Raw genomic sequence first — 26302 nt, forward strand, 5'->3', positions numbered from 1 at the left:
GTCTTTTGTTGGTCATTACGCCATGTGCACTTGCTTACCCCGGCCCCGGTATGCCAGATGCGGCCATTGCATCAACAAAAAGAACTGGTTTTACGAAATCAAGGTGTAACTCATCGCCACCTCGGATGGGCTGCCCGTGGCTACCACTTTAACCCGGGCAGTGAAGTCGACTCAACAGAACCGAGTTATGTCAGTTGGACCCGGACCTATCCAAGGGCAACCTCCACACCGCTGCAAACTACATTGGTTATGCCTATAAAGGTATCTACGAAGAGGTCACCGGTTGCCAGCAGCACTCGGCGTTCTAACGGCAGGCCCGCAACTGAGCTAGCCCGTGCTTTTTTCATCTAGCACTTTCGTCAGGGCGTTAAGACTCGTTTCAGTCAGCTCACCCAACTGTTTTGTCAAGAATATTCATATTATACACGCCGGCTCAGCCTCAAAACCGACCTCTTCATTTTCGCCCTTGTCATCAACCGCTTTTGCTTATAATTCACCACTTGGGTTTGCTGATATTCATATCTGCGTTTTAGGGGAATTAGAAATCGGTTTGTAGATTCGGCTTTCGGAAGTTCTCAAGAAAGTAAGGACAGGCTTTCTTGGCTTCCTAAGCCGTTGCCTCCTTGGCTCTTCTCACACTTCTTTTACACATCCTACATGCAAAAAACACTACTCGTGGGCACACTGCTCATGGCCTCCGCTCTGCAGGAGGTATCAGCTCAGACTCGGACTATTTCCGGGCGGGTGACAGACCGGCAAACCGGCGAAGGACTGCCAGGAGTGACGGTTTTGTTGAAAGGAACAACAAATGGAGTATCAACCAACTCGGATGGCACTTTCAGTCTGAGTGTGCCAGATGCAGGGGGTATATTGACTTTTAGCTCTATTGGCTTCATTTCACAAGAGCGTCCTATTGGCACTGATGCCCAAATCAATATTGGTCTTGCAGTTGACAGTAAGACCCTTAGCGAGGTAGTAGTTACAGGGTACGGAACGCAGGAACGCCGTGATGTGACAGGTTCTATTTCTTCTGTGAAAGGGGAAACTATCGCAAATCTTGCAACCCCAAGCTTTGATCAGCAATTGGCGGGTCGGGCCGCAGGTGTACAGGTAACTACGCCTTCTGGTCAATTAGGTCAAGCTCCTCGCATTCGTGTTCGTGGAACTAATTCTATATCATCGTCAGCTTCGCCTCTTATAGTTGTTGATGGAGTTCCGGTGATCACAGGCAATCAAAGCGGAGTTACTCCTAACAACCCACTAGGAGACATTAATCCGGCCGATATCGAGTCTTACGAGGTGTTGAAGGACGGCTCTTCAACGGCAATCTATGGTTCGCGAGCCGCTAACGGTGTAATCCTAATTACTACCAAGAAAGGCCGTTTGGGAAAAGCCACAGTTAGTTATGACAACTGGTTTGGTATATCTGAAACTACCAAGCGATATGACGTACTGAATGCCGACGAATTTATTACTATCAACAATGAAAAATTCACCAACGCTGGTCAAGCTCCTCAAGCCTTCCCTTACTCAGAAGGATCTGACGTTTTAAATACTAGCACTGACTGGCAGGATGAAATATTCCGCAAAGGATTCCAGCAAAACCACGTTGTATCAGTATCCGGCGCTACAGAGAAATCGAATTATTACTTTTCTGCCGGTTACACCGATCAGGAAGCTGTCATTCGTAGTAACTCTTTAAAGCGCGCAACATTCCGTTCCAATCTTAACCAAGAGGTAGCCAAATGGTTAAATATTGGTATGAACCTAGGGTTGACTCGCACGGAGAACGAGGGTTTGAACACAGGCCGTAACGGTTTGTCTGGCAACGTAACGAATGCCCTGTCAGTATTCCCAAACATCCCTGCCCGCAATCCTGATGGCAGCCCCTACATCAGCACGACAAATCCAGGTATAATTGGACGCGGCAGCAACCTGCAGGACATTGCCTTCAATTACCCGAACGTACTGTTTGCACTTGAAAACAATACATTAAGAGCTACCAACTACCGCATCCTGGGTAACCTATTTGCCGAAGCTACGCCGGTAGAAGGATTGCGTCTGCGCACCCAATATGGCACCGACCTTTTCCTAAACAACGACTTTCAGTTTCTGGATCCTCGTCACGGTGATGGTCGTGGAGTTGGTGGCTCCGTGTTTGAACAGTTTGCTCCAACTCTTCGCTGGACCTGGTCGAACACTGCATCGTATGATAAAGTGTTTAGTGGCGTGCACAAAATAGCGGCAGTTGTTGGGGTAGAATATCAAAAAACCCGTATCCAATCGTATTCTGCCACTGGCACTGGTATTGCTGACCGCTTCTTTGGTTCTGAGGGTATCATTAGCAGTACTGTTGCGACTCCTACGATTGCTGGCACTTTTAGCGAAGCTGGCTTTGACTCTTACTTTGGCCGGATTAACTATTCGCTCAAAGATCGTTACCTGTTGAGCTTTACCGTCCGTAACGATGCTATTTCGGCATTGCCAGAAAGCAACCGCAGGGGCTACTTCCCTGGAGGTTCAGTAGGGTGGCGTATTTCCGAAGAACCTTTCTTCAAAGACTCTAAGGTAGGCGCAATCGTATCGGATCTAAAAATTAGAGGCAGCTACGCTCAAGTAGGTAATGTTGAGCTTGGTAGCAATTACCCTTATCAGAACTTATTCGGGCCGTCCAAGTATGGCTCACAAAATGGTATTGGTTACAGCACTAATATTAATGGTAGCATATTTGGTCAATTGGGCAATCCAAACTTACAGTGGGAGTCCTCGAAGAAGGCAGATGCAGGTATTGATTTGGGATTTCTTGACAATCGGTTTACGCTGACGGTCGATTATTACCGCAATGACATTGATGACCTGATCTTAGGTGTTCCCACTCCTATTTCATTGGGCATTCCTAATAACCGCTATTTCGATAACGTTGGTGCTGCGCGCAACGAGGGGTTCGAGTTTGGTATTAACACCCAAAACATCACGACTGAAGACTTTACGTGGGCGACCAATATTAATTTTGCTACCAACAAAAACGAAATATTGGAGCTTCCTAATAACGGAGACATTCTATTCCCTTACAATATCAACAGAGTAGGAGAGTCAATTGGTGCACTCTACGGTTACGATTATCGCGGCGTCAACTCCGCCAACGGTAATCCTATCTACCGTAAGCGCGATGGATCCTTAGTACAAGGCAACGTAGATAACAGCCAATACTATGCCTATGATCCTGATAACCCTGGAAGCCCCATCATATTTGGCAATATGAACCCTGCACTCAACACCCCTACTTCGTCATTGCGTGCTGATCAGGATCGTTATGTATTGGGAAACACTAATCCTACTTGGTTTGGGGGCGTGAACAACACTGTGACTTACAAAGGCCTAGATCTGTCGGTGTTTTTCCGTTTCTCAGGTGGCAACAGTATCATGAACGTGACGCGCCAGCAGTTGCTGCGTCAAGAGTTCTTGAACAACGGCACCGAAATTTTAGATCGCTGGACTACTCCTGGTCAGCAGACCAATGTACCTCGCCAGCGGTTCCAAAGCTCAGATTTCGTCAATCAGAACAATGCTTCTTCGACTCGCTTCATTGAGAAGGGAGATTTCTTACGCTTGCAAAACGTGACCTTAGGCTATACTTTACCTAAGCGAATCGCTGGACTGGCTACTCTAAGCCGTTTCCGAATCTATGCTCAGGCGCAAAACGTCTTCACAATCACTGATTACAGTGGCGTTGACCCAGAGGTTGATTCTAACGGTGGTGCGGCTAATAATACCACCGCTAACTCAGAGGTGGGAGTCGACTTCAATAGCAACCCACAGCAACGTGTATACACTGTGGGACTAAACGTAGCCTTCTAAACTTGCTTTCTCATGAACAATAATTTTTTGAAGTCCTTTGCTTCTCACAAAGCACGCCTACTTGCCCTAACAGCCTTCTTATCACTGGGCCTTGGTGCTTGCGATGTTACTGATCTTCAACCTAAAGACAGTCTGCCAGAAGAGGTGGTTTTCTCCAACCCTTCTAATGTTAACCTTGCCGTCACAGGCTTGTATAATGCGGCTCAGTCTGGTTATTATGACCCCTTGAATGGTACCGCTATAGCAGTGCGGGGCTATCCATTCGGGGCTGCGGCCCTAGAATTAGATGACATTCGAGGAGAGGATGTAATAGATATGGCTGGCTTTTTTGGCATTGTGTACTCTAATCAGATTACACCTTCTAGCCCTAATATTGTAAACATGTGGTCATCGCTGTACGCGTTGATCAACCAAGCTAATCTTCTTATTGAAGGAGTACAGGGTGCTGGGGCAAATGGAATTATCACCCCAGAGAATGCAAAGATTTTTGAGGGTGAAGCACGTTTTCTTCGGGCTTTAGCCTATCACGAGTTGTTACTGCATTTCGCCAAGCCTTATGCCGATGGCCAGGGAAGTAATCTTGGTGTACCTTATCGTGAGACAGGACTTAATACAATTCCTGAACTAGAAGTAGCAAGGGCACAGGGCCGTAACACAGTGGGTGAAGTATATACGAAGATGCTGGAGGATCTTCAGTATGCGGAAGATAACTTACCCGCGACTCGTACAGGTGGTGCTCGAGTAACACGGGCTACTAAAGGAGCTGCTATCGCTCTCAAGCAGCGTCTTCGTTTGCACCAAGGAAACCATGCAGAAGTAGTCAGGGAAGGCAACAAATTGCTTTCAGCGAATGCTCCCTTCACTAGCACCATTGGCGGATACGCCTTAACAGAAACTCCACAGGCTGCTTTCCCAGGTGGTACAACCACTACTGCCGAAAACATCTTCTCAATTGAGAACAGTAGCGACGACAACCCGGGGGTTAACGGAGCATTGCCCTCTATGTTTGGGTCAAGTACTGCCCCCCCAGTTGGTGTAGGTGGCCGCGGCTTAATTGCCATTAGTCCCATTCTGTTTAATGCCCCCTTTTGGTCATGCACGGATCTGCGACGTACTCAGCTTACCCAAGCCACTACCGCTCGCTATTTCACTAGCAAGTATCGGGACGCACTAACCAACTCAGACTTTGCGCCCATCATCCGTTACGCGGAAGTGATTTTGAATCAAGCTGAATCGGAAGCGCGCTTAGGAAATACGGCTCGAGCCTTGCTCCTTCTCAATGCGGTACGTAATCGCGCCGTCACGACGGTGTCGGAACGGTATACTGCTACGTCATTTCCTACTACAAACGATCTTCTTCGGGCCATTCTCAACGAACGCCGTATTGAGTTGCTTGCAGAAGGATTTCGTTGGGATGATATACATCGCTTATCAGTGGACCCCGTTTTCAGATCGAATGGCATTCCTCGTAAATTCGCAAATTCACAATCGGTGATTGCGAATTATGGCTGCCAGGCTCCAATTGTAACAGGAGCTGTACTCCCAGTGCAGTACTCCAATACACTGTTCCTATGGCCTATTCCATCAGTTGAAATAGCCAACAACCCGACGTTGGCTGCTCAACAAAATCCTGGGTACTAAGTGAAATAAAAGCTGATAGAAGAAGCTCTAATTCATTATTAGGGCCTCTTTCATTTAATACTTGTTACACTAGTTAGGGTGTATTTGACAAATCATATTGAGCTCTTAGTTCAAGTCTAGCAGTAATTTGAATGCCAAGTTCTGCCAAAGATTCCTCGCGACGCTCGCATGATAACTAAGCCTGTTTTTAACTTTTCAATTAAGGCCTAGGTAATATTCATTAGTGTTTTTGAGAAATAGGCAATCAAGTCGTAAATTCGGCTTTCTTGGCTTCCTAAGCCGTTGCCTCCTTGGCTCTTTTCACACTTCTTTTACACATCCTACATGCAAAAAACACTACTCGTGGGCACACTGCTCATGGCCTCCGCTCTGCAGGAGGTATCGGCCCAGACCCGGAATATTTCCGGACGGGTAACAGACCGTCAAACTGGCGAAGGACTGCCAGGAGTAACGGTTTTGTTGAAAGGAACTAGTAATGGTATCTCGACTAACTCAGATGGTACATTCGTATTGAGCAATGTACCAGCAACTGGGGGTGTTCTGGTAATTAGCTCAATTGGATTCATCACTATTGAGCGTACAATCGGTACGGAGGATCAACTCAATGTTGGATTGGCAACTGATACCAAGCAACTTAGCGAGGTAGTTGTAACAGCGCTTGGTATTCAAAGGGAGTCCCGCGCACTGGGTTATGCCATTTCAGAAGTAAAAAGCGAACAAGTAGTTCAGAAATCTGAACCGGACGTACTGCGTACACTCCAAGGAAAAGTAGCTGGTGTAAATATTATAGGTGCAAACGGTGCACCCGGTTCCGCTACTCGTATTACTATTAGAGGTAATACTTCTCTTAATGGCAATAACCAACCGTTGTTTATTGTAGATGGCGTTCCTTACGATAACCAACAAACTAATTCTGATAATAGTCTTACTCGTGGCTCTTCGTACTCAAACCGAGCCGCAGATATAGACCCTAATAATATTGAGTCAATCAACGTGCTCAAAGGGCTAGCTGCCGCTGCGCTTTATGGCAACCGTGCTACTAATGGTGTCATTGTTATTACGACAAAAACCGGTAGTGGTAAGCGAGGTGACAAAGGTGTTCGCGTGGGCTACAATACTTCTTACTCGGTGGAGAAGGTTGCTAACCTGCCAGACTACCAGAACAAATACGGTTCAGGCGCTAACTTTGTATATTCTGCGGCGAATGGGTCGTGGGGTCCTGCTTTTGGAGGAACACTCACAGAAGTTCCTCACCCTTATGACACTCCTGCTCTTAACAGTGTTTTTCCACAGTATGTAGGGGCAACTTATCCATATAAGGCATTTGAGAACAACGTAAAAGACTTTTTTGACACTGGAAGCCTGTACGAGAACTCTATTAATGTACAAGGGACGGGCGAGAATACGACCTTTGGAGCAGTTCTAAGCCGTTCGAATCAGCAAGGGATGATTCCTGAGAGCAAGTTTAATAGAACTAGCCTTAGTGCGGGTGGATCAGGACAGTTTAGCAAGCTTCGCATTGGAGCGAATGTTACTTACTCTAACACTGATCAACAAGGACCCCAGCTAGGTGCGAACAACGCTATCGGCAATGCTTCAGCGTTTGGCCGTACCATGTTCATACCGCGCAATTTTGACCTTACGGGATTACCCTATGAAAACCCGGTAACCCGTGGCTCTCTGCTTGGGTGGCTAGTTGGTGCAGCTGACAACCCATACTGGTCCACTCAATATAACACCTATAAATCACGGGTTGACCGGGTCGCTACCAGCGTAAACCTAAACTACGATATCACCAAGTGGTTGAGCGCTAGTTTTATAGGAGGTGTAAATACGTACACCGATAACCGCAAATCAGTGTTACGTCCTGGTTCGGTAGGTGCTGGTGGCTTAGGTGAGATTATTCAGGATTATGTTCGCAATACGGAGTTAGAATCAACTGTCTTATTGACAGCTAATAAAAATCTAACGGAGGATATTAGCCTTAAGGTTATTGTTGGACATAACGCGAACCAACGTGTGTTCGAGAACTCCTCCGTTATTGGCTCAAACTACTTGCTGTTTGATATAGATGATATCACGAATACTCGTACAGTAGCACAAAACGGCACGGTTAATACCAAACGCAGAATTTTCGGTGTCCTTGGCGACGTAACACTAGGCTATAAAGACTTCATCTATTTGAACGGTACTGCTAGGAACGAGTGGACATCTACGCTTGCTAAAAACAACCGGAGTTTCTTCTATCCCAGCGTTAGTGCTTCAGTGATTTTCACAGAAGCATTCGGTATACAGTCGGATGTACTAAATATGGGTAAAATACGAGCTGGCTATGCTAAGGTAGGTAAAGATGCTAATCCCTATCAATTGAACAGCCGCTTTAACCTGAATCCATTTTTTGGTAACAATGCTGGTGGTCTAGGCTTTCCCTTTAATGGCCTTCCTGGTGCTGCAATCGGTGGCACTATTGGCAACCCGTTGTTAACGCCTGAGTTTGCTAAAGAAATAGAATTTGGTACAGATTTAAGTTTTTTCAAAGACCGGATAATCCTAGGGGCGACTTACTATGATAAGCGTGCAACAAGCCAGATTGCCAATGTGCCTTTGCCCTATGCGACAGGCTTCACGGCTTTAGTGACTAACTTCGGAGAAATATCCAACAAAGGATATGAAGGCACATTAACTTTAGTGCCCGTGGATGCCGCTGGTTTCCGCTGGACTAGCTTTACTGCATTCACTCGCAACAGAAACATTGTTGAGAGTTTGACTAATGGAGTTGAGCAAGTACTACTTACTGGTAACTTCTTCGCCGATCCACAAGCAGTACATCGTCCTGGTCAGCCTTATGGACAGATACTCGGTTCAGTGGCTGCCCGTGACCCAGAATCGGGTAAGGTACTTATCAACCCTACCAATGGTACAGTTATTCGAAGCTTAACTCCTGGAATCATAGGTAACCCAAACCCAGATTATACCTTCGGATTTACGAACACCTTTACTTACAAAGGTATCACACTTGAAGGTATTATTGACTTTAGAAAAGGCGGTGATGTGTACTCAACAACCCTAGCCAGCCTGATGGGTCGTGGAGTTACAAAAGATACTGAGGATCGTGAGAAAACTGTGGTTATTGATGGAGTATACGGGAACCCGAACACTCAACAACCTATCTTGACTGGCACAGAAAATAGCACGACACCTAACACAACTGCTATATCACTGAATGATTACTACTTCGGAGCAGGCTCTGCGGCCTTAAGCGGAGTATCCGAGTTTTCGGTCTATGATGGTACCACCGTGCGGCTACGTGAAGTGACCTTGGGTTACAGCCTACCTGCTTCCGTGCTACAGAAAACTCCATTCCGTGGCATTACGTTGAGCCTTTCCGGCCGCAATTTGTACTGGTTCTCTCCTAACGTACCGAAACATTCCAACTTTGACCCGGAGACGAATACTTACGGGGCTTCAAATGCTCAGGGGTTTGAATACACCAATGCTCCTACAGCTCGCCGCTATGGAGTAAACCTACAGGTGAATTTCTAAGCTTGGACTGTACAAAAAACGACGTAACTCTCATGAACATAATAAAACCTTCTGTTGCACTATCGATGGCTCTTGTACTAGCAGGAGCTACTAGTTGTGACAAGTTTCTTGATGTCAACACTGACCCAATCAATCCAGTTGACGTTCCAATCACACTTCTGATGCCCACAGTCCAAGGTTCTATGGCCAATTATCTGGGCCATAGCATACAAGGATTAAGTCAGCCTACAGCCGCACTAGTACAGCAAATTGTCAACTTTCGTGTAGGCTCTTTCAGTGTTGACGGCTCAACTCTCAATAATCAGTGGCTTGGTTTATATACCAATGCTTTGCAAAACAATGAGGAAGTCATCACTCGGGCTACTGCAACCAACGCATGGTCTTATGTAGGCATATCACAAATCCAGAAGGCTTACATTTTCAGTGAAATGGTGGATGTGTGGGGAGATATTCCTTACAGTGAAGCTCTCAAAGGCTCCGCCAATGTTGCTCCCCGTTTCGACGACGACGAAGCCATCTACACTGATTTGTTCCGTCTTATTGACGAGGGAATCGAAAACCTAAGAAGAACTGATTCCAGCCGTAATCCAACCACGGATGACCTGATTTATGGAGGCGATAAAGCTAAATGGATTCGTTTGGCCAACACATTAAAGCTTAAGCTTTACAATCAGATTCGGCTCACCCGAAACGTTTCTACGCAAGTGACGCCTCTATTAACAGGTGATTTGATTGCTTCACTTGCTGACGACTTTGAGTTCAAGTACGGTTTGTCGGCTGGTACTCCTGAAAACCGCAATCCGGGTTTTCAAGGTGATTACGTAGCGGCTGGGCGCGAAAACAGCATTAATCCGTACTTCTACAATTTGTTGAAGGCAAACAGTGATCCGCGCATTCCTTATTACTTCTTCAATCAGTACAACTCGACTGCACCTTTGTCCACTGCCGATTTTCAAGATGGACGATTCATCAGTGTACGTTTCGGGAGCATAGGGTCGCAGGCTAACGCTACTACCACTAACACACGTACTCTTCAAGGGTTGTACCCAATTGGGGGGCGTTTCGACAACGGGGCGGGTGGTACAGCTACTGGAGCTTCGGCAAAAGGTAATGTTGCGCAACGCTTCCTTACTTTTTTTGCTCGCAAATTTATTGAAGCTGAGTTGCAGCTTACAGTACTGAGTAGCCCAACGGCTGCCCGTACTGCGCTTGGCGACGCAATCGATGCCTCTTTCGCAAAGGTTAACGCCATCGCTTCAGCCGAGGGCAGTATAGGAAGCACAGCAATTCCTACTATTACCCCTGCTGCAATCGCTGCCTACCGGACTGCCGCTTTAGCTCGCTACGATGCCGCAGCTTCAACGGAGGCAAAGCTGAATGTAATCATGACGGAGAAATACATCTCCAGCTACGGCTACGGCATTGATGTATATACTGATTACCGTCGTACCGGATACCCCAATGTGACATTTGCTGACACCGATAATGATCCGCAAACTGTACAGACTGGTGCGTTTCCAGTACGCCTGCCGTATCGCTTGAATGACCTGCTTACCAATCCTAATGCGCCGCAGGAACAACCAAACGTCACGACAGAAAAAATCTTTTGGGACCGGTAGCAAGAAGCTAATTCGACCCTTCTCTGCCATCTGTCACTTTAACCTGATCTACTCATGAAAAAAATATTTTATGCGTTGCTCCTCACAGCATCTGCATTCAGCTTCTCTAGCTGCCGGGACGAGGATAATCTTCCTTACCCCAAAACAGAAGAGTTTCCAGTCATTTTCACAAACATCACTGAGGGAGTAAGCTCCTATAAGCTTTCGGAGGCTACCGGAAGTGGCAACCCTACTGCTACTTTCAGTATTGATGTAAAAGGCGGAGACACCAATAAAATTGAAGCGGTAGAGGTATATCGTTCGTTCAGAGGATTCAATGTACCAGCTAGTGGTACTCCAGTACTAGGCCTGGGCCCTCGTGTATTGCTTCGTACGGTAGCTCCCGAATCAGCCACTATCGAAGTATCTCTCACTGATATGGTCAGCGGTTTGACCAGAGCTAGTGGGGCTTCCCAAACAGGTGCACGCGTACCAATTACACGGACTTCATTGAAAGCAACCGAAGGATTCCTAATCACATACGAGCTGTTGCTAAATGATGGCCGCCGTATTGTATATACTCCACTGGCAGCCGGTGGCGTCGTATCCGGAAATGCTTCACTCGCTCCTTACTCTGGTTTGATAAGCATTGTCAACTAAAACACCTTGTTGAGGTGTTCTACAAAAGTAAACCCTAGCTAAGTTGGCTAGGGTTTACTTTTGTTTTCTATTTTATATCCATCATTTGCATCACCACATGCTCATCTCCTACCATAGCCCCCTGAAGCCAAGCAACAATCTTTTCGGCAGCATGCTCGGGCTCTACCAAACGATTTTCAGCATGTAATGCTGTGAATCTGTCAATGTCGCTGAACTTTTGTACGTCGGTGGTGCGGATGTGCTCTTGCATACCTGTATCTAAGATGCCGGGGGCTAGGCTGCGGATACGGACGCCGGAGCCGCGTAGGTCCTGCTCTTTTTGGGTGGTAATGGATAAGGCGTCGAGGGCGGCTTTGGAAGCGCAGTAGGCGGCCCAACCATCAACGGGACGCTGGGCGGCACCGCTGCTGATGTTGAGTATGGTGCGGGGAATAGTAGTGTGGCTGCTATAGGCGCTAAGGAAGGTGTTCATGAGCATAGCCGGAGCAATGACGTTTACGTCGAACACGAACTCAAAATGCTCATTGGGCAATTCGCCAACGTAGCCTATCTCACCCAAAACGCCAGCATTGTTGATGAGTGTGAGGCTAGTGGCGTCGGGGCGGGCGAGAAAAACTTTGAATAGGTTGTTTTCTACGGCCAGGATGTCGGATAGGTCGAGGGGTTGGTGTTGGTAACGTTCATGCTCAATGGTGGCGTGGCGCGATACGCCCAGTACGTTGGTGTCGGGCTGCCGTAGTAGCACTTCAGCTAGTGCTTTCCCTAGTCCTCGGCTAGCGCCAGTGATGATGTAATAGTGCATTGCGTAGAAATGATGATGTTCTGGATGATAAATACGGGGTAAAACAAAAAGAAGCAGCCAAAGCTGCTTCTTTTTGTTTTGTGGTAGAGGAGCAAGAGCTGTATGCGCTGTTGCTGTATACTGAATTAACTATTGCTCTCGCGTTATACTACAGAATGTACTGGCTCAAGTCGCGGTTGCGGACCATGCTTTGCAGACGCTCATCTACTAATTCGCGGGTGATGAGGATGCGGGCGTTGGGGCCGATAAGATCTGGTACGTCGAAGAGGATGTCGTTGAGCAAGCGGCTCATGACGGTGTGCAGGCGACGGGCGCCTATGTTCTCCACTTCGGAATTCACCTCGAAGGCAATTTCTGCTAGGCGCTCCAAGGCGGAATCGTCGAAGCTGAGCAGCACGTCTTCAGCTTGCAGTAAGGCTTCGTACTGCTTGGTAAGCGCGTTTTTGGGGTCTTTGAGGATGCGGAAGAAATCGTCTTTGGTGAGGCTTTGCAGCTCTACTCGAATAGGGAAGCGGCCTTGCAACTCCGGAATAAGGTCCGAAGGCTTGGCTACGTGAAAGGCGCCGGCCGCGATGAAGAGAATATGGTCGGTGTTGATGACGCCGTATTTGGTGCTTACAGCGGAGCCTTCTACAATGGGCAACAAGTCGCGCTGCACACCTTCGCGGCTCACATCGGGGCCGCCCTGGCGGGCACTGCTGCTGGCTACTTTGTCGATTTCGTCGATGAAGATGATGCCAGCATTTTCGGCCTGACGAATGGCTTCGTCTTTCACTTCATCCATGTCGATGAGTTTGGCAGCCTCTTCGTCGAGGAGGATTTTGCGAGCTTCCGCAATAGTGACTTTGCGCTTGCGCGTCTTTTTTGGTAGCATGGAGCCGAGCATGTCTTGGAGGCCAGCCATAGAAGCCTCGTCCAAGCCGGGTGCGCCACCTATTACGCCAATACCTGGTGCGCCGCTTTGCTGCACTTTAATGTCAATTTTGCGGTCATCGAGCTCGCCGTTGCGAATCTTCTCGCGGAACTTGTCGCGCGTACGCTCATTTAGCTCGTAATCCGACTCCGGTAGGGCCGCGCCATCTGTCAGGCTGCCAAATCCTACGGATGATTTCACCCCTCCCCCACCACCCGTAACGGGCGGAATCAGCGCGTCCAAAATTAGGTCTTCGACGGCTTGGGCAGCTTGCATTTTCACTTCTTCCTTGCGGCGCTGCTTCACTTGGTTTACGGATTGCTCTACGAGGTCGCGCACCATGCTTTCCACATCGCGGCCCACATAGCCTACTTCCGTAAACTTGGAGGCTTCTACCTTGGTGAAAGGAGCATCGGCAATGGCCGCGAGGCGGCGGGCTATTTCGGTTTTGCCCACGCCCGTCGAGCCAATCATGAGGATGTTGTTGGGCACTATCTCACGTTGCATTTCCAACGGGGCGTGCAGGCGGCGCCAACGGTTACGTAACGCAATAGCCACGTGGCGTTTGGCCTCGTGTTGGCCAATGATATATTTATCCAGCTCAGCTACTATCTGCGCCGGAGTGAGAAAGGTCTTAGAATCAAGCATAAGTGTGGGGTGGGGAATAAGCGTAGCGGAAGTACTGTGGGAGCGACGGAAAAGTTTGGGCGAGTGGTGCAGTAGCTGGTAACTAGATTAGCGGACCGACGGCTTCTACAGCAAAGCCGTTTAACTGAAACTCACCCTGTGTTTGAATGCTCAGAACACTATACAGGGAATTAAAGCAGACCATGATGCTTTTGCTGCTTGATGAAGCGTGTTGTGATTTGCTGAGCCTGAGTTACTGTTTCTTCACAAACAGCGTATGCAGGTCGCGGGCTACGGTAAAGTAGTTCGCTCCCCCGCTAGCGTGTACACCAGCATGCGTGTAATCGAGCTGGAACTGGCTGATTCGCAACATCACCCCAAATGAGATACCGGCCCCGCCGGCGGTATTGTCGAGGCGCAGCTCGCGGCGCTGTAGGTGGTTGTAGCCGAGGCGCACGTTCAGGTTTTTGCCTAATAGGAGTTCCCCACCAACGGCAAAATGACGCGCTATTTTGTCGCCGACACTTTTCTTTTTCTTGACTTCGTTTCCATTCTCATCCAGTTGGCCGCGCTGGTTGGGGTCGAGGTACACGATGTCGAATTGCTGGAGATGGTGCGCCGTGATGGAGAAGCGTAGCGGCATATGCTCTGGCTTGATGGAGGCACCTAGCTGCACGTCGAGGGGCATAGCTTCCCGGCTAGCACCAGCGTAGGGCTTGAGTTGGTAACCGGCATTTTTCACTGCCAGCCCTACCGTAAACTCTTGTTCCGGGTGCTTGAACACGGCGCCCACATCAGCCAGCAACCCAACCGAATGATTGCCGCTAATCCCCGATACGGCTAGTTTGGCGGTGCCCCCCAGCGTGAAGGGACCTTGCACGTAGGCGTAGGTGGGGCCCGCGGCGTATTCGTTCACTGAAAACTCTCCGAGCAAATTACCGGCCGCATCGTACTGATCGAATTTGCCGTAGCTGAGGTAGGTGAGCGAGGCGCCCCAGCGGTGCGTGGCATCGTCCTGCTTCGGCTTGAAGGCATACGCGGCCGTGCTCTGCTTGATGTCGGAAAGGTAGTCGACGAAGGTGAGCGCGAGGCGGCCGTCCATGTCGGGGTTCAGCAGCGCGGGGTTGCTGAGCAGCATGGTAGGATCGGCGTCGCGGGCGGAGACGTTGACGCCGCCAAGGGCCGCGGCTTTGGCGCCCGGTGACAGGTTCAGAAACGAGAACGTTTGTTGCCCGCCGATTTGAGCCTGAGCGGCATGAACTGCCCCGAGACAGAGGACAATGGAGAGCGTAGTAATGGCACGGCGGTGTAGCAGTCGAATCATCGGGGACTAAGATACGGCGCGTTTGGCAGGTATGCGCAGGGATAAGACGTGCCGCGCGGCCTTTTATTGTGTCGGCCTTATACAGCCGCAATTCCACCCACTCGCATCCGAAGAGGTAGCATATGCAGAATGATGCAGTGCTCATGAAAAGAGGCTTCCCGGCTCGTTGCGCACTATTCACGAATGAACAACTGCAGTCAACGAGTCGGGAAGTCAGGCTTAGTAGCAGTAGCTGCTTCGAAAGAGCAGCAAGCTTATTGCACTTCTACGCTAGGTGCAGGAGCGGCCGGCACTTCGTCGCGCACTACAAGGCGCATAGGGTGCGCCACGAGTTCATCGAGCAAAGCCACGCGCAGCACGTCATCGACCCGGTCGGCGTAGTGAATGTGGAGGTCCTTGAGGTATTCCTGTGGAATCTCCTCGATATCCTTGCGGTTTTTCTGGCACAGAATCACATCCCGCACGCCCGCGCGCTTGGCGGCTAGAATCTTCTCCTTAATGCCCCCCACTGGCAACACTTTGCCGCGCAACGTGATTTCGCCAGTCATAGCCAGATGGCTGCGAATCTTGCGCTGGGTGAAGACGGAGGCTATACTGGTGAAAATGGCAATGCCCGCGCTGGGGCCATCTTTGGGCACGGCCCCCTCGGGGAAGTGAATGTGCAGGTCGTACTGATCGAAGAGGCGATAGTCGATGCCTAACTCGTCGGCGCGGCTGCGTAGGTAGCTTAGGGCCGTAATAGCCGATTCCTTCATCACGTCGCCGAGCTGGCCGCTGAGCGTGAGCTTGCCGCGGCCTCGACTCAGAAGGCTTTCAATGAACAGGATGTCCCCTCCCACCGAAGTCCAGGCCAGGCCCGTAACCACGCCCGCAGTTTCGTTGTCCTGATACTGGTCGCGGTCGAAGATGGCGGCCCCAAGGATGCGGGCAATGTCTTTGGGCTCTAAGGCAGCCGGGTAGGCTTCTTTCATGGCCTTGCTCTTGGCAATGTTGCGCACCACGGCACCTAGCTTCCGTTCCAGACTACGCACGCCACTTTCGCGGGTGTAATCGTCGATTACGCGCTGTAGAGCCGCTGTTGTGATGGCCACGTCTTTGGTGCTAAGGCCGTGGTCGGTGAGCAGCTTGGGCCAGAGGTGTTTCTTGGCAATCTGGGTTTTCTCTTCGAGCGTGTAACCAGTCAGATCAATGATTTCCATCCGGTCGCGCAGGGCGGGCTGAATGGTATCGAGCGAATTGGCCGTGGCAATGAAAAGCACCTTACTCAAGTCGTACTCCACTTCCAAGTAATTATCCGTGAACGTGGAATTTTGCTCGGGGTCCAGCACTTCGAGTAAGGCCGAGCTAGGGTCGCCGCGGAAGTCGGAGGCTAGCTTATCAATCTCGTCGAGCACAATGACGGGATTGGAAGCGCCGGCCTTTTTGATCTGAGCGATGATACGGCCCGGCATGGCGCCGACGTAGGTTTTGCGATGGCCCCGGATTTCGGCTTCGTCGCGCACCCCACCGAGGCTCATGCGCACGTATTTGCGGCCCAGCGCCTTAGCAATAGAACGTCCCAGGCTGGTTTTGCCCACGCCGGGCGGGCCGTACAGACACAAAATAGGAGCCTTCAAATCCTGCTTCAGCTTGAGCACGGCCAAGTATTCGATAATACGGTCTTTGACCTTCTCCATACCATAATGGTCGGCATCGAGAATGCGCTTGGTGCGCTTCAGGTTGAAATTATCCTTGGTGTACTCGCTCCAAGGCAGATCGAGCAGAAATTCCACGTAATTCACGCTGAGCGGATATTCGGCCGCCTGCGGGTTCACGCGGGTAAGCTTGTCGAGTTCCTTGGCAAAATGCTGGGCCACTGGCTCAGGCCACTGCTTTTGCTTGGCGCGCTGCCGAAACTTATCGATGTCCTGGTCGGCCCCTTCCCCACCGCCGAGTTCGTCTTGCAGCACCTTGATCTGCTGGCGCAGGAAGTAGTCGCGCTGCTGCTGGTCGATGTCGGTGTGGACCTTATTCTGGATTTCGTGCTTGATTTCGAGGTGCTGAATTTCCTTCAGCATCAGCTCCAGCAGCATGGTGCCGCGCTCTACGCCATCATTGATTTCGAGCAGCTTCTGCTTCTGCCCCACTTCCACGTTGATGTTGGAAGAGAGAAAATGCGTCAGAAACGACGGCGACTCAATGTTATCAAGCGCCACCTGGGCCTCCTGCGGAATTTCGGGGTTGAGCCGGAGCATTTTGGCCGCCGCGTCTTTGAGCGAGGCCACCAGCGCCTTTACTTCCTTGGAATTCTTGTTCGGGAAGATTTCAGGGGCGTAGCTGACGCGGGCCGTGAGGTAGGGCGTGTTTTGCAGCTCCTCCTCAATCTGAAAGCGCGACTGGCCCTGAATGATGATAGTAGTGTTGCCGTCGGGCAGTACCAGCAGCTTCAGAATCTTGGCCATCGTGCCTACTTGGTAAAGGTCGGCGAGGGCTGGGTCGTCGTGTTGGTTGTTTTTCTGCGCTACCACGCCCACTATTTTATTGCCGCGGTAGGCTTTGCGCACCAAGCGGATGCTTTTTTTGCGGGTTACGGTAACGGGCAGCACCACTCCCGGAAACAATACGGTGTTACGAACCGGCAGCAGCGGCAGCGTTTCGGGGGCGTCTTTGCCGTCGAGAGGGTGGTCGGGGTCGGTAGCTACGATAGATACTACGTCGGCGGAATCGTCGGTCATCAGCTGATAAAACGAGGAAAAGGCAGCGGGAATAGGAAGCATACGAAGAAAACGGGGAGAAGGCGGTGCCAGAATGACAGGCGCGGAACCGGCCACAACGCCCGTAACCGGGCGTACTTTCGAAGATACTGGTTTGACAAGCGCCGTGCCACCCCGGCTCGGGAAAGCTCCTCGGTCGCAGTGTCGGTTGGGAGGCGACGATACCGGCCACTCCGGCAGTGTAATAACTCTAAATAACTTAGTATAAAGAGACCTGAAAATTCCTATTTTTGACGTCCCGCGTCGCTTCTGGCCGGCCCCGGTGCTTTAGTACTTTATGCTTCGTTCTTTACGTTCGCTCCGTTTGCTTCTGCTGCTCTTGATGGTGTTGCTGCCGGTTGCGCTTCGGGCGCAGCAGAAGCCGGGCGCGCCGCTGCAACAACGCAAACTCCCCGCCCGCTTACTGCGGCAGCCCCGCCTGCGCGCCGATGCCACGCCGGACTTCCCCAATATCAACCGGGTGGCTTTCTACGAAAATAAAAAGGAGCTGAAAGCTATTCAGAAGGCCGAGAAACGCCGCAATTGGAAGGAAGCGTGCATGCTGCTGGATGCTTACGTGAGCAAGTTTGGTATCGAGAATTTCGCAAAGAACACGCCCATGTTGTGGCGGCTAGCGCAACTATTGGAAAAGGCCGGCAAAGCAGACCGGGCCAAGGCTTACTACCGCCTAGCGCTCAAGCATCATCGCCAAGACATCAAGAAAATTCAGCTCTATTACGATTCGCTGGAAGAGAAAACCGCCGACCTCTACGTGCCGCTCAAAGTGTACTACGACTTGGTGGAGTACCGTAGAAACATCGTAGCGTTCCGGCCGCCCAAAGGCGTCCTGACCACGATGGGCGACGCCGTGAATTCGCAGGTCGAGGATTACGGCCCCACGCTGAACCCCGATGCTAGCATGCTGCTTTTTTCGTCGAAGCGCAAGGTACGCGGCGGTATCAAGCAGGTGGTGGATGAGGATTTGTACGTGTCGCGGAAGGACGGGGAAATGTGGACGGACGCGGAGCCGCTGCCCAAGCCCATCAATTCCCTCTATAATGAAGGCTCGGCTTGCTTCACTCGCGACGGCAAAACCATCTATTTCGCCCGCTGCGAATGCCCGAACTGCCACGGCAACTGTGATTTGTTTACATCGACGTTCAAGGATGGGCAGTGGAGTGTTCCGAAGAGCCTTGGCACGCAGGTAAACTCGCCGGCTTGGGACTCGCAGCCGACATTGTCGCGCAATGAAGACACGCTGTATTTCGCCTCGGACCGGCTGGGCGGCTTTGGGCTATCGGATATCTGGTACACGTACCGGGGCAAAAACGGGCAGTGGGCCCGAGCAGAAAATATGGGCCCGGTTGTGAACACGCGCGAGAGTGAGGTGAGCCCCTTTTTCCACCCGCTCTACAACGTGCTGTATTTCTCGTCGCGTGGGCAGTTGCTGAACTACGGCGACTTCGACATCTACAAAACGTACCGCGTGCAAGGGCACTGGCAGGAACCCAAAAACATTGGCCCACTCGTGAACGGCAAAGGTTCGGAATATTACTTCACTATCGACACCGAATCGAAAAACCTGTACTATGCCCGCTCGGAGGAAAAGGACATGAAAAATCTGGACCTTTTCTCTTTTCCGCTGCCCATGGAGGCCCAGCCGCTAGCCACTACGCACGTGGAAGGCTCGCTCGTGGATTCGGTGAGCCGCAAGCCGCTCAACGGCATCGTGACCATCGTGGACACGGACAACGGCATTGAAGTGGCGGCCAAATACTTGCGGCCCGATGGCTCGTTTGACTTCGACCTAATCGAAGGTTCGCACTACGTGATGATTATTCAGAGCCCGGACTTTTTCAGCGTGGAAAAGAAATTCGCGCTCCAGGGCGACACGGTGATGAAAATTATGACCAACTCGATTAATTACGGGCTGCCCATGATTTTCAAGAACATCGAGTTTGATCAGGATAAGGCCGGCATCCGGCCAGCCATGCACCCGACCCTGGACCGGATTGCGCTGTTCATGGTCGACCACCCAAACTTCCGCCTCAGCATCACGGGCCACACCGATTCCAAGGGCGACCCGGATTTCAACGAAACTCTCTCACGCGACCGGGCCGAAAGCATTCGACGCTACATTGAGCAGAAGGGCAAGCTCAAGCCCAACCGCATCGAAAGTTTCGGCTACGGCTCCACCAAACCGTTGCGAGAAGAAGCGACGGAAGCCGATGCCAAAACCAACCGCCGGGTGGAATTTCAGCTCATCAGGCCAGACGATAGCAATAAAGAGAGTGGCGGCGGTGTCTGGAAATGATATAACATAAGAGTCCAGCGTGTCGTTGCGAGCAGCGCGAAGCAATCCTTCCTCTCGCAGCGCAAAACCTACTGAAGCAGCAAGCCCTTGACGTCCGCACTGGCGTCAAGGGCTTAGCTGTTTAGGATACTTTACTTGATGAGAGGAAGGATTGCGTCGTCGTGCCTCCTCGCACTGACACGGACAGGCCGCGCAACAATATGTGCAAGCCTACCAGCTGAGCTTTTGGGTTTCTTCGCCGCTGCGGAACAGTTGGCTTTGCTTTTTGCCGCCGGCTTCCACGTTCACAATGTTCATTTGATCGGGGAAGGTATCGAGAAGCAAGCTATGGCGCAGGGTGAAGCTGGTAAGCGGGCGCGGCAATTTTATGGTACAATAGAGCCAGTGCGCGTCGTTTTCCTTTTGCAGACCGAGCAGTTGCAACGGCAGAACAGTGTTGTTTTTATCACTAAAGACGAGCGATTTGCGCAGCAGGGCCGTGGTAAGCTGCGTCACGAGCGGGCGGGGCGACTCGTCGAGGGTGATGGTGGCGGGCTGGCCCACGGAAAGCGCCTTTTCGAAGTCGTCGGTGAACACTTTTAGGGCAATTTCTAATTGCTGCTTCGTGGAGTTATAGCGCACATCCATGATGGTGGCGTGGTAGGCGTGAGCCCACGCGGCCAGGGTGGTGAGGAGAAGAAGGGAAAGCAGCAGTAGCGGACGAAACATGGAGGATATTCTGAGCCTGGGAAGCCTGATTAGACTTAAAGCGTTGGGGTGAGTTTCTGCAAAAGCAGATACATGGGCAGAAGATTCCATTGGCTAATACAGATGAGTTCCTGACGGCCGGTTACAAAAGTAGTCTGCTTCTCTACCTTTGCGCCCGACCCGCGCCCGTTGCTGTGCCCAACCTCGTTTCGGCAGCACGACGGCCCCGCGGCTCCAACCCGTACTACTTCAACCGACATCTTTTGTATGGCCCACGAAACGACTCAACCTTCTCCCGCTATTCCGACCATGACGCTGCACCTGGGCGCTTACCAGGCGGCCGTCGAGGCCAAGCTGCAGGAGTTTAATGCCCGCAATTTCACCGCTGGTTTTTGGCAGAAACAGGCCGACTTGTGGGTGGAAGACGCCACCGCTCAGGAAAGTCTACGCAGCTTCATGGGCTGGTTGCGGGTGGCGGAAACCATGCTGCCCGCCGTGCAGGAAATCGAAGATTTCGCCCGCGAAATCAAAGCGCATGGCTTCAAGCACGTAGTGATAATGGGTATGGGGGGTAGCACCATGACGCCCATCGTGTTCAAGCAGGCATTCGAGCAAGCTGCCAATGGTCTGCCTTTATTGGTGCTCGATACCACCAACCCGGGTACCGTGCGCGAAATTGAAGAATCGGTATCATTGACGGAAACGCTGTTTGTGGTAGCCAGCAAATCGGGCACTACGGCCGAGCCGCTGGCTTTCGGCGACTATTTCTACAACCGCCTCCAGGAGTTAAAGGGCGACAAAGCCGGCGAAAACTTCGTGGCCATCACTGATCCCGGCTCTAAGTTCGTGACGCAGGCCACCGCCGAAGGCTACCGCCGGATCTTCCTGAATTTCCCTGAGGTAGGTGGCCGCTTCTCGGCCCTCTCCTATTTCGGGTTGGTACCGGCCGCTTTGTATGGCATCAATATCAACACGCTGCTCGAACGTGCCATTAGCATGATGCGGGCTACTGGCTCCGAAGGCCTGGTAGAGCACAATCCCGGCCTGGAACTGGGCGTGGCGCTTGGTGTACTAGCCGAGCAAGGCCGCGACAAGCTGACGCTGGTAGTGCCCGACACGCTGAGCGACTTTGGCCTGTGGCTGGAGCAGCTGGTGGCCGAAAGCACCGGCAAGGAAGGCAAAGGCATCCTGCCCCTGGCCGGTGACCCGCTCAATGGCCCCGAAGTATACGGCACCGACCGAGTATTTGTGTACGTAGGCTACGAGAGCCAGCCCGACGAGGAAAACCGTCGCAGAGTAGACGCACTGCAAGCTGCTGGCCACCCGGTCATCACTATTTTGCTGCGCGATGCGCTGGACCTGGGCCAGGAGTTTTTCCGCTGGGAAGTAGCCACGGCCGTAGCCAGCGCCGTGCTGCGCATCAACCCTTTCGACCAACCCAACGTGCAAGCCGCCAAAACCGCTACCGACCAACTGATGAAGGTAGTTGTGGAACAAGGCCAGTTGCCCCAGACATCGGCCCCAGCTCTGCGGGAAAGCGGCTTGGCCTATTATACCAGCACGCCCGGCGCCGATGCCAAAGAACTGTTGCGCGCTTTCTTCAGCCAAGCTAAACCCGGTGACTTCTTCTGCATACAGGCCTATCTACAGGAAACTCCAGCTTTAAATGAGGCGATACAGGAGCTGCGGACTCTGATTCAGAAGCAATTCCACATCGCCACCGCCGCTGGCTACGGCCCGCGTTTTCTACATTCCACCGGCCAGTACCACAAAGGCGGCCCCAACACTGGCCTGTTTCTACAGCTCACCACTCACCACGCCCAGGACCTGCCCCTACCCGGCCGCCCCTATACCTTCGGCACCTTCCAAAATGCCCAAGCCGCCGGCGACCTTCAAGCCCTACACGACTACAACCGCCGTACCCTGCGCGTCCACATAGCCGCTGCCAACGAAGAAGCCGGCCTAGCAACCCTGCTTCGCACGATCACTGATTAGCACGGATTGAAGCGGATTGCACGGATTTTGTGGACGATTGAAACGAAAAAAGAGAGGCTTGCCAAGTACTTGACAAGCCTCTCTTTTTTCGTCCCGTTTCTTATTCAAAATTTCGGTTTGGGCTGGCTCTACGAGCCGTTCACAAAATCCGTGCAATCCGCTTCAATCCGTGCTAATCCGTGATCCTAGCGGCCAAAATCGTCTTGCACGCGTACGATGTCCTCTTCGTCGGAGGGATGGGAGGCGTCGGTGTGTTGCCAGATTTCGGCTAGTACACCCCAGCCGTCGAGACCGACTAGGCGGTGACGCTCGCCTTGTTGGAGCGTGATCAGCTCGCCGGGTTGGTAGGTTTTTACCTCGCCTTGCTCATCGGTGGGACTGGTCACGACGCCTACCGGGCCTTGCACTACGCGCCAGATTTCGGCCCGGCGGTGGTGGTATTGCCAGGAAAGGCGCTGGTGCGGAGCCACGAGCAGTATTTTGGGGCTCAACTTCCCCGAAATCCGCAGCTGGTCCACCGACATGTTGTCGAAATAAGTGTTAGCAAACGGCTGGGCCTGGCTCTCATCAATTACGAAAAAACCGCCCCACGGCCGGGTCTGGTCCTGGTTGGCTATGGTGAAACCTTGTTCGCGCAGTTGCTGCTCGGTCTGCTGAAACAGCTGCGCCTTTTGCTCTTCAATGGTGCTCATGCGAAGGAGTAGTTAGGAAAGAGACCTTAGATCTGAGAAGTTAGAGCTTGGATGAGGAGGTGATTTTATGGGCAACATGCCCACTCAAACACTCTTTGCTCGTTTGCCTTCGGCTGCCTATGGCGCGTAGCGCGAAAATCTGTTTCGCGCACGAGCGAAGCGAGTAGGCAGAACCGCGCCACTTGGCGCTATCGCTTAGGAACTCGCTTCGCTCGTGCGCGAAGCTGGAGCTGCGCGCTACTGGCTCAACGGCTTAGATGTTGAATTTCTTGAGCAGCGGGTTGATGATGAGCACAAACGCCATCAACGACAAAAGCAGCATCATGCCCACGCGCTGGGCGTTTTCGAGGAACTTGTCGGAGGGTTTGCGGCCGGCTATCATTTCGTAGAGCAGGAACACCACATGGCCGCCGTCGAGGGCCGGGATGGGCAGCAGGTTCATGAAGGCCAGCACCATGGAGAGCATGCCCGTCATGGTCCAGAACCAGCCCCAATCCCAAGTAGGACCGTATTGCTGCGCTATTTCCCACGGCCCGCCCACCGATTTGCGGAAGGAAGCCTCACCCCGGAAGATCTTCCCGAAAGCCGTAATCTGATTGGTGATGACGCCAAACGCCTTGTTAGTTCCTACCGGCACCGACTCAGCCAGCGAGTAGTTGCGCACCGATTCGTGCAACAACGACTTGGGGAAGAAGCCCAGGTGGCCTTCCTCATCCACGGTAATCGACAACGTTTTGAGTTCTCCACCGCGCTCGACCACGAGTTTCACGGGCTTACCCGCGTTGGCGAGCAGGTCTTGCTGGAAATCTGGGAAGAACTCGACTTTCTTCTGATTGAGCTGTACAATCCGGTCTTCGGGCAGCAGGCCACCTTTGTCGGCCGGGCTGCCGGGGTTCACCGTTTTCACGGCGAAGGGGTTGCGGGGCAACACGAACCGCTGCTGGCCCTGTTCGGAGAGGCGGTCCATAAAGTTGGCCGGCACCCGCACGTCAATCAGCTGGCCCTGGCGCTCAACGGTGTAGTAAGAGGTGGAGCCCATCATGACCTCGGGGTTGTACACCTCGTTGAATTCGGTGAAGGGGCGGCCATTGATCTTCACGATTTTGTCGCCGTTGCGGAAGCCCATTTCCTCGCCCAGCTTGTTGGGCACAATGCCGTAGCGCACTTCGGAGGCGGGCAAGTAACTCTCTCCTTGCGTGTAGGTGAGCAGCGTGAAAATGACGATGCCGGTAATGACGTTCATGATGATGCCACCCAGCATCACAATAAGGCGCTGCCAGGCTGGCTTGGCGCGGAACTCGTTGGGTTGCGGCTCAGCGGCGAGGCTGTCGGCGTCCTGCGTTTCGTCTATCATGCCGTGGATGGCCACGTAGCCACCCAGCGGGAACCAGCCCAAGCCGTATTCCGTCTCGCCGATTTTCTTCTTCAGCAGCGCGAAGTTGAGGACGTTGGGCAGCGGAAACAGGAAATCGAAAAAGATGTAAAACTTATCGACCCGAATTTTGAAGTATTTGGCGGTTGCGAAGTGTCCGAACTCGTGCAAGCCAACCAGAATGGAAAGGCCCAGCAACATTTGCCCGGCCATGATGAGAATTTCCAAGAGGTAGGGAGGTAATGTGGTGATTAGGTAATGGAGTGATTGAAGAGATGAGGCACTCAGGTGACACGTGACAGGCAACAAGTAAAAGGCCAAAAATATCCTCTCACCCTGTTATATGCCACCTCATTACTTAGTCACCTTTTTCAAACACTCCTGCGCAACGCGACGTGCCTCCTTGTCAGTCAGCACATAATCGTCGAGCGACGGAACTGCAAGGTACGAAACCCGGCCCAGGCACTCCTCCACTACATCCGACATTTCGAGGAAGCCTACTTCATCGCGCAAAAAAGCGGCTACGGCCACTTCGTTGGCCGCATTGAGGATGCAGGGCATGTTGCCAGCCTGGCCCATGGCTTCAAACGCGAGTGCCAGATTGCGGAAGGTAGTAAGGTCGGGCTGCTCGAAGGTGAGCTGCGGATAATCGAGGAAAGAGAAGCGCGGGAAAGTATTAGGAAGCCGCTGCGGATAGCCTAGCGCGTACTGGATAGGCAGCTTCATATCGGGTAGGCCGAGCTGGGCTTTGAGCGAGCCGTCCTCGAACTGCACCAGCGAGTGAATGATGCTCTGCGGATGCACCACCACGTCAATTTGGTTGTTGTGCAGCCCGAACAGCCACTTCGCCTCAATCACCTCCAAGCCCTTGTTCATTAGGGAGGCTGAGTCGATAGTGATTTTGGCCCCCATCTCCCAGTTGGGATGCTTGAGAGCCTGCGCCTTGGTTACCTGCGCCAGCTGCGCGGCCGTGCGCCCCCGAAACGGCCCGCCCGAAGCCGTAAGGATGATTTTTTCGATGGGGTTCTGCTCCTCGCCCACCAGACACTGAAAGATAGCCGAATGCTCGGAATCGACGGGCAGCAGCTTCACGCCGTACTGGCGCACGAGGTCGGTGATGAGCTGACCGGCTACGACTAGCGTTTCTTTGTTGGCGAGGGCAATGTCTTTGCCGGCCTGAATAGCGCGCACGGTGGGTAGCAGCCCGGCGTAACCTACCATGGCCGTGAGCACCACGTCGGTGTCGGGGCGGCCGGCTACGTCGGCGAGGGCGGTGGCACCGGCCAGCACTTCGGTTTCGGGCTGCGCGGCGAGGGCCGCTTGCACGGCGGCGTACTTGGTTTCGTCGCCGATGACTATGGCGGCGGGCCGAAACTCGCGGGCCTGCTGCACCAGCAGATCGGCATTCGACTGCGCGGAAAGGGCCGTAACGGTGAAGCGGCCGGGTTGCGCACGCATAACGTCGAGGGCCTGCGTGCCGATAGAGCCGGTGGAACCGAGCAGGGTAACGCGTTTGGGGGAATCAGAGGGCATACGCAAAAGTA

The 26302-nt window shown here is 52.2% G+C and carries 15 protein-coding genes; 7 read left to right on the top strand and 8 right to left on the bottom strand.

The window, feature by feature from the left end:
- Window positions 1-657 precede the first annotated feature (657 nt).
- The 5 genes from ACYSMN_RS09155 to ACYSMN_RS09175 all read left to right on the top strand — a co-directional run bounded on the left by ACYSMN_RS09155 (window position 658) and on the right by ACYSMN_RS09175 (window position 11300).
- Entirely contained in the window at window positions 658-3858 is a 3201-nt protein-coding gene (locus tag ACYSMN_RS09155; RefSeq protein ID WP_488923560.1) for a SusC/RagA family TonB-linked outer membrane protein, read from the top strand.
- Between the two features lie 12 nt (window positions 3859-3870).
- Window positions 3871-5499, top strand: a complete 1629-nt coding sequence (locus ACYSMN_RS09160) for a RagB/SusD family nutrient uptake outer membrane protein (protein WP_488923561.1) — start codon at window positions 3871-3873, stop codon at window positions 5497-5499.
- A gap of 324 nt (window positions 5500-5823) precedes the next feature.
- Complete coding sequence (locus ACYSMN_RS09165) at window positions 5824-9042, top strand: SusC/RagA family TonB-linked outer membrane protein (protein WP_488923562.1); 3219 nt, start codon at window positions 5824-5826, stop codon at window positions 9040-9042.
- Between the two features lie 32 nt (window positions 9043-9074).
- The gene (locus ACYSMN_RS09170) at window positions 9075-10661 is read left to right on the top strand and encodes a SusD/RagB family nutrient-binding outer membrane lipoprotein (RefSeq protein WP_488923563.1); all 1587 of its coding nucleotides are present in this window, start codon (window positions 9075-9077) and stop codon (window positions 10659-10661) included.
- Window positions 10662-10715: 54 nt separating this feature from the next.
- Window positions 10716-11300 (top strand): hypothetical protein, encoded by a 585-nt coding sequence (locus ACYSMN_RS09175; protein ID WP_488923564.1) that lies wholly within the window; start codon window positions 10716-10718, stop codon window positions 11298-11300.
- A gap of 67 nt (window positions 11301-11367) precedes the next feature.
- On the opposite strand, the gene ACYSMN_RS09180 is transcribed toward ACYSMN_RS09175, so the two are convergent.
- The 4 genes from ACYSMN_RS09180 to lon all read right to left on the bottom strand — a co-directional run bounded on the left by ACYSMN_RS09180 (window position 11368) and on the right by lon (window position 17722).
- Window positions 11368-12102, bottom strand: coding sequence for an SDR family NAD(P)-dependent oxidoreductase (locus ACYSMN_RS09180; protein ID WP_488923565.1), 735 nt, complete (start codon window positions 12100-12102; stop codon window positions 11368-11370).
- 148 nt (window positions 12103-12250) lie between these two features.
- Complete coding sequence (gene hslU, locus ACYSMN_RS09185; RefSeq protein WP_488923566.1) at window positions 12251-13663, bottom strand: ATP-dependent protease ATPase subunit HslU; 1413 nt, start codon at window positions 13661-13663, stop codon at window positions 12251-12253.
- Between the two features lie 232 nt (window positions 13664-13895).
- Window positions 13896-14966 carry a type IX secretion system protein PorQ gene (gene porQ / locus ACYSMN_RS09190; RefSeq protein ID WP_488923567.1) on the bottom strand — a complete coding sequence of 357 codons (1071 nt, stop codon included), beginning with the start codon at window positions 14964-14966 and terminating at the stop codon, window positions 13896-13898.
- A 254-nt stretch (window positions 14967-15220) separates the two neighbouring features.
- Window positions 15221-17722 carry an endopeptidase La gene (gene lon, locus ACYSMN_RS09195; protein ID WP_488923568.1) on the bottom strand — a complete coding sequence of 834 codons (2502 nt, stop codon included), beginning with the start codon at window positions 17720-17722 and terminating at the stop codon, window positions 15221-15223.
- Between the two features lie 274 nt (window positions 17723-17996).
- Between lon and ACYSMN_RS09200 the strand changes: the two genes are divergently transcribed.
- Window positions 17997-20012, top strand: coding sequence for an OmpA family protein (locus tag ACYSMN_RS09200; protein WP_488923569.1), 2016 nt, complete (start codon window positions 17997-17999; stop codon window positions 20010-20012).
- A 210-nt stretch (window positions 20013-20222) separates the two neighbouring features.
- Here ACYSMN_RS09200 and ACYSMN_RS09205 read toward each other — a convergent pair whose 3' ends face one another.
- Entirely contained in the window at window positions 20223-20720 is a 498-nt protein-coding gene (locus ACYSMN_RS09205; protein ID WP_488923570.1) for a DUF6702 family protein, read from the bottom strand.
- 246 nt (window positions 20721-20966) lie between these two features.
- Here ACYSMN_RS09205 and ACYSMN_RS09210 point away from each other — a divergent pair, with 246 nt between their 5' ends.
- Complete coding sequence (locus tag ACYSMN_RS09210) at window positions 20967-22694, top strand: hypothetical protein (RefSeq protein WP_488923571.1); 1728 nt, start codon at window positions 20967-20969, stop codon at window positions 22692-22694.
- Window positions 22695-22879: 185 nt separating this feature from the next.
- On the opposite strand, the gene ACYSMN_RS09215 is transcribed toward ACYSMN_RS09210, so the two are convergent.
- The 3 genes from ACYSMN_RS09215 to ACYSMN_RS09225 form a co-directional block, all read right to left on the bottom strand.
- Window positions 22880-23386: a cupin domain-containing protein gene (locus ACYSMN_RS09215; RefSeq protein WP_488923572.1), complete on the bottom strand. Its 507-nt coding sequence runs from the start codon at window positions 23384-23386 to the stop codon at window positions 22880-22882.
- A 253-nt stretch (window positions 23387-23639) separates the two neighbouring features.
- Window positions 23640-24986 (bottom strand): RIP metalloprotease RseP, encoded by a 1347-nt coding sequence (gene rseP, locus ACYSMN_RS09220; RefSeq protein ID WP_488923573.1) that lies wholly within the window; start codon window positions 24984-24986, stop codon window positions 23640-23642.
- A gap of 126 nt (window positions 24987-25112) precedes the next feature.
- Window positions 25113-26291 carry a 1-deoxy-D-xylulose-5-phosphate reductoisomerase gene (locus ACYSMN_RS09225; protein WP_488923574.1) on the bottom strand — a complete coding sequence of 393 codons (1179 nt, stop codon included), beginning with the start codon at window positions 26289-26291 and terminating at the stop codon, window positions 25113-25115.
- Window positions 26292-26302 lie beyond the last annotated feature (11 nt).

The sequence above is a fragment of the Hymenobacter sp. M1-2 genome, assembly GCF_057808495.1.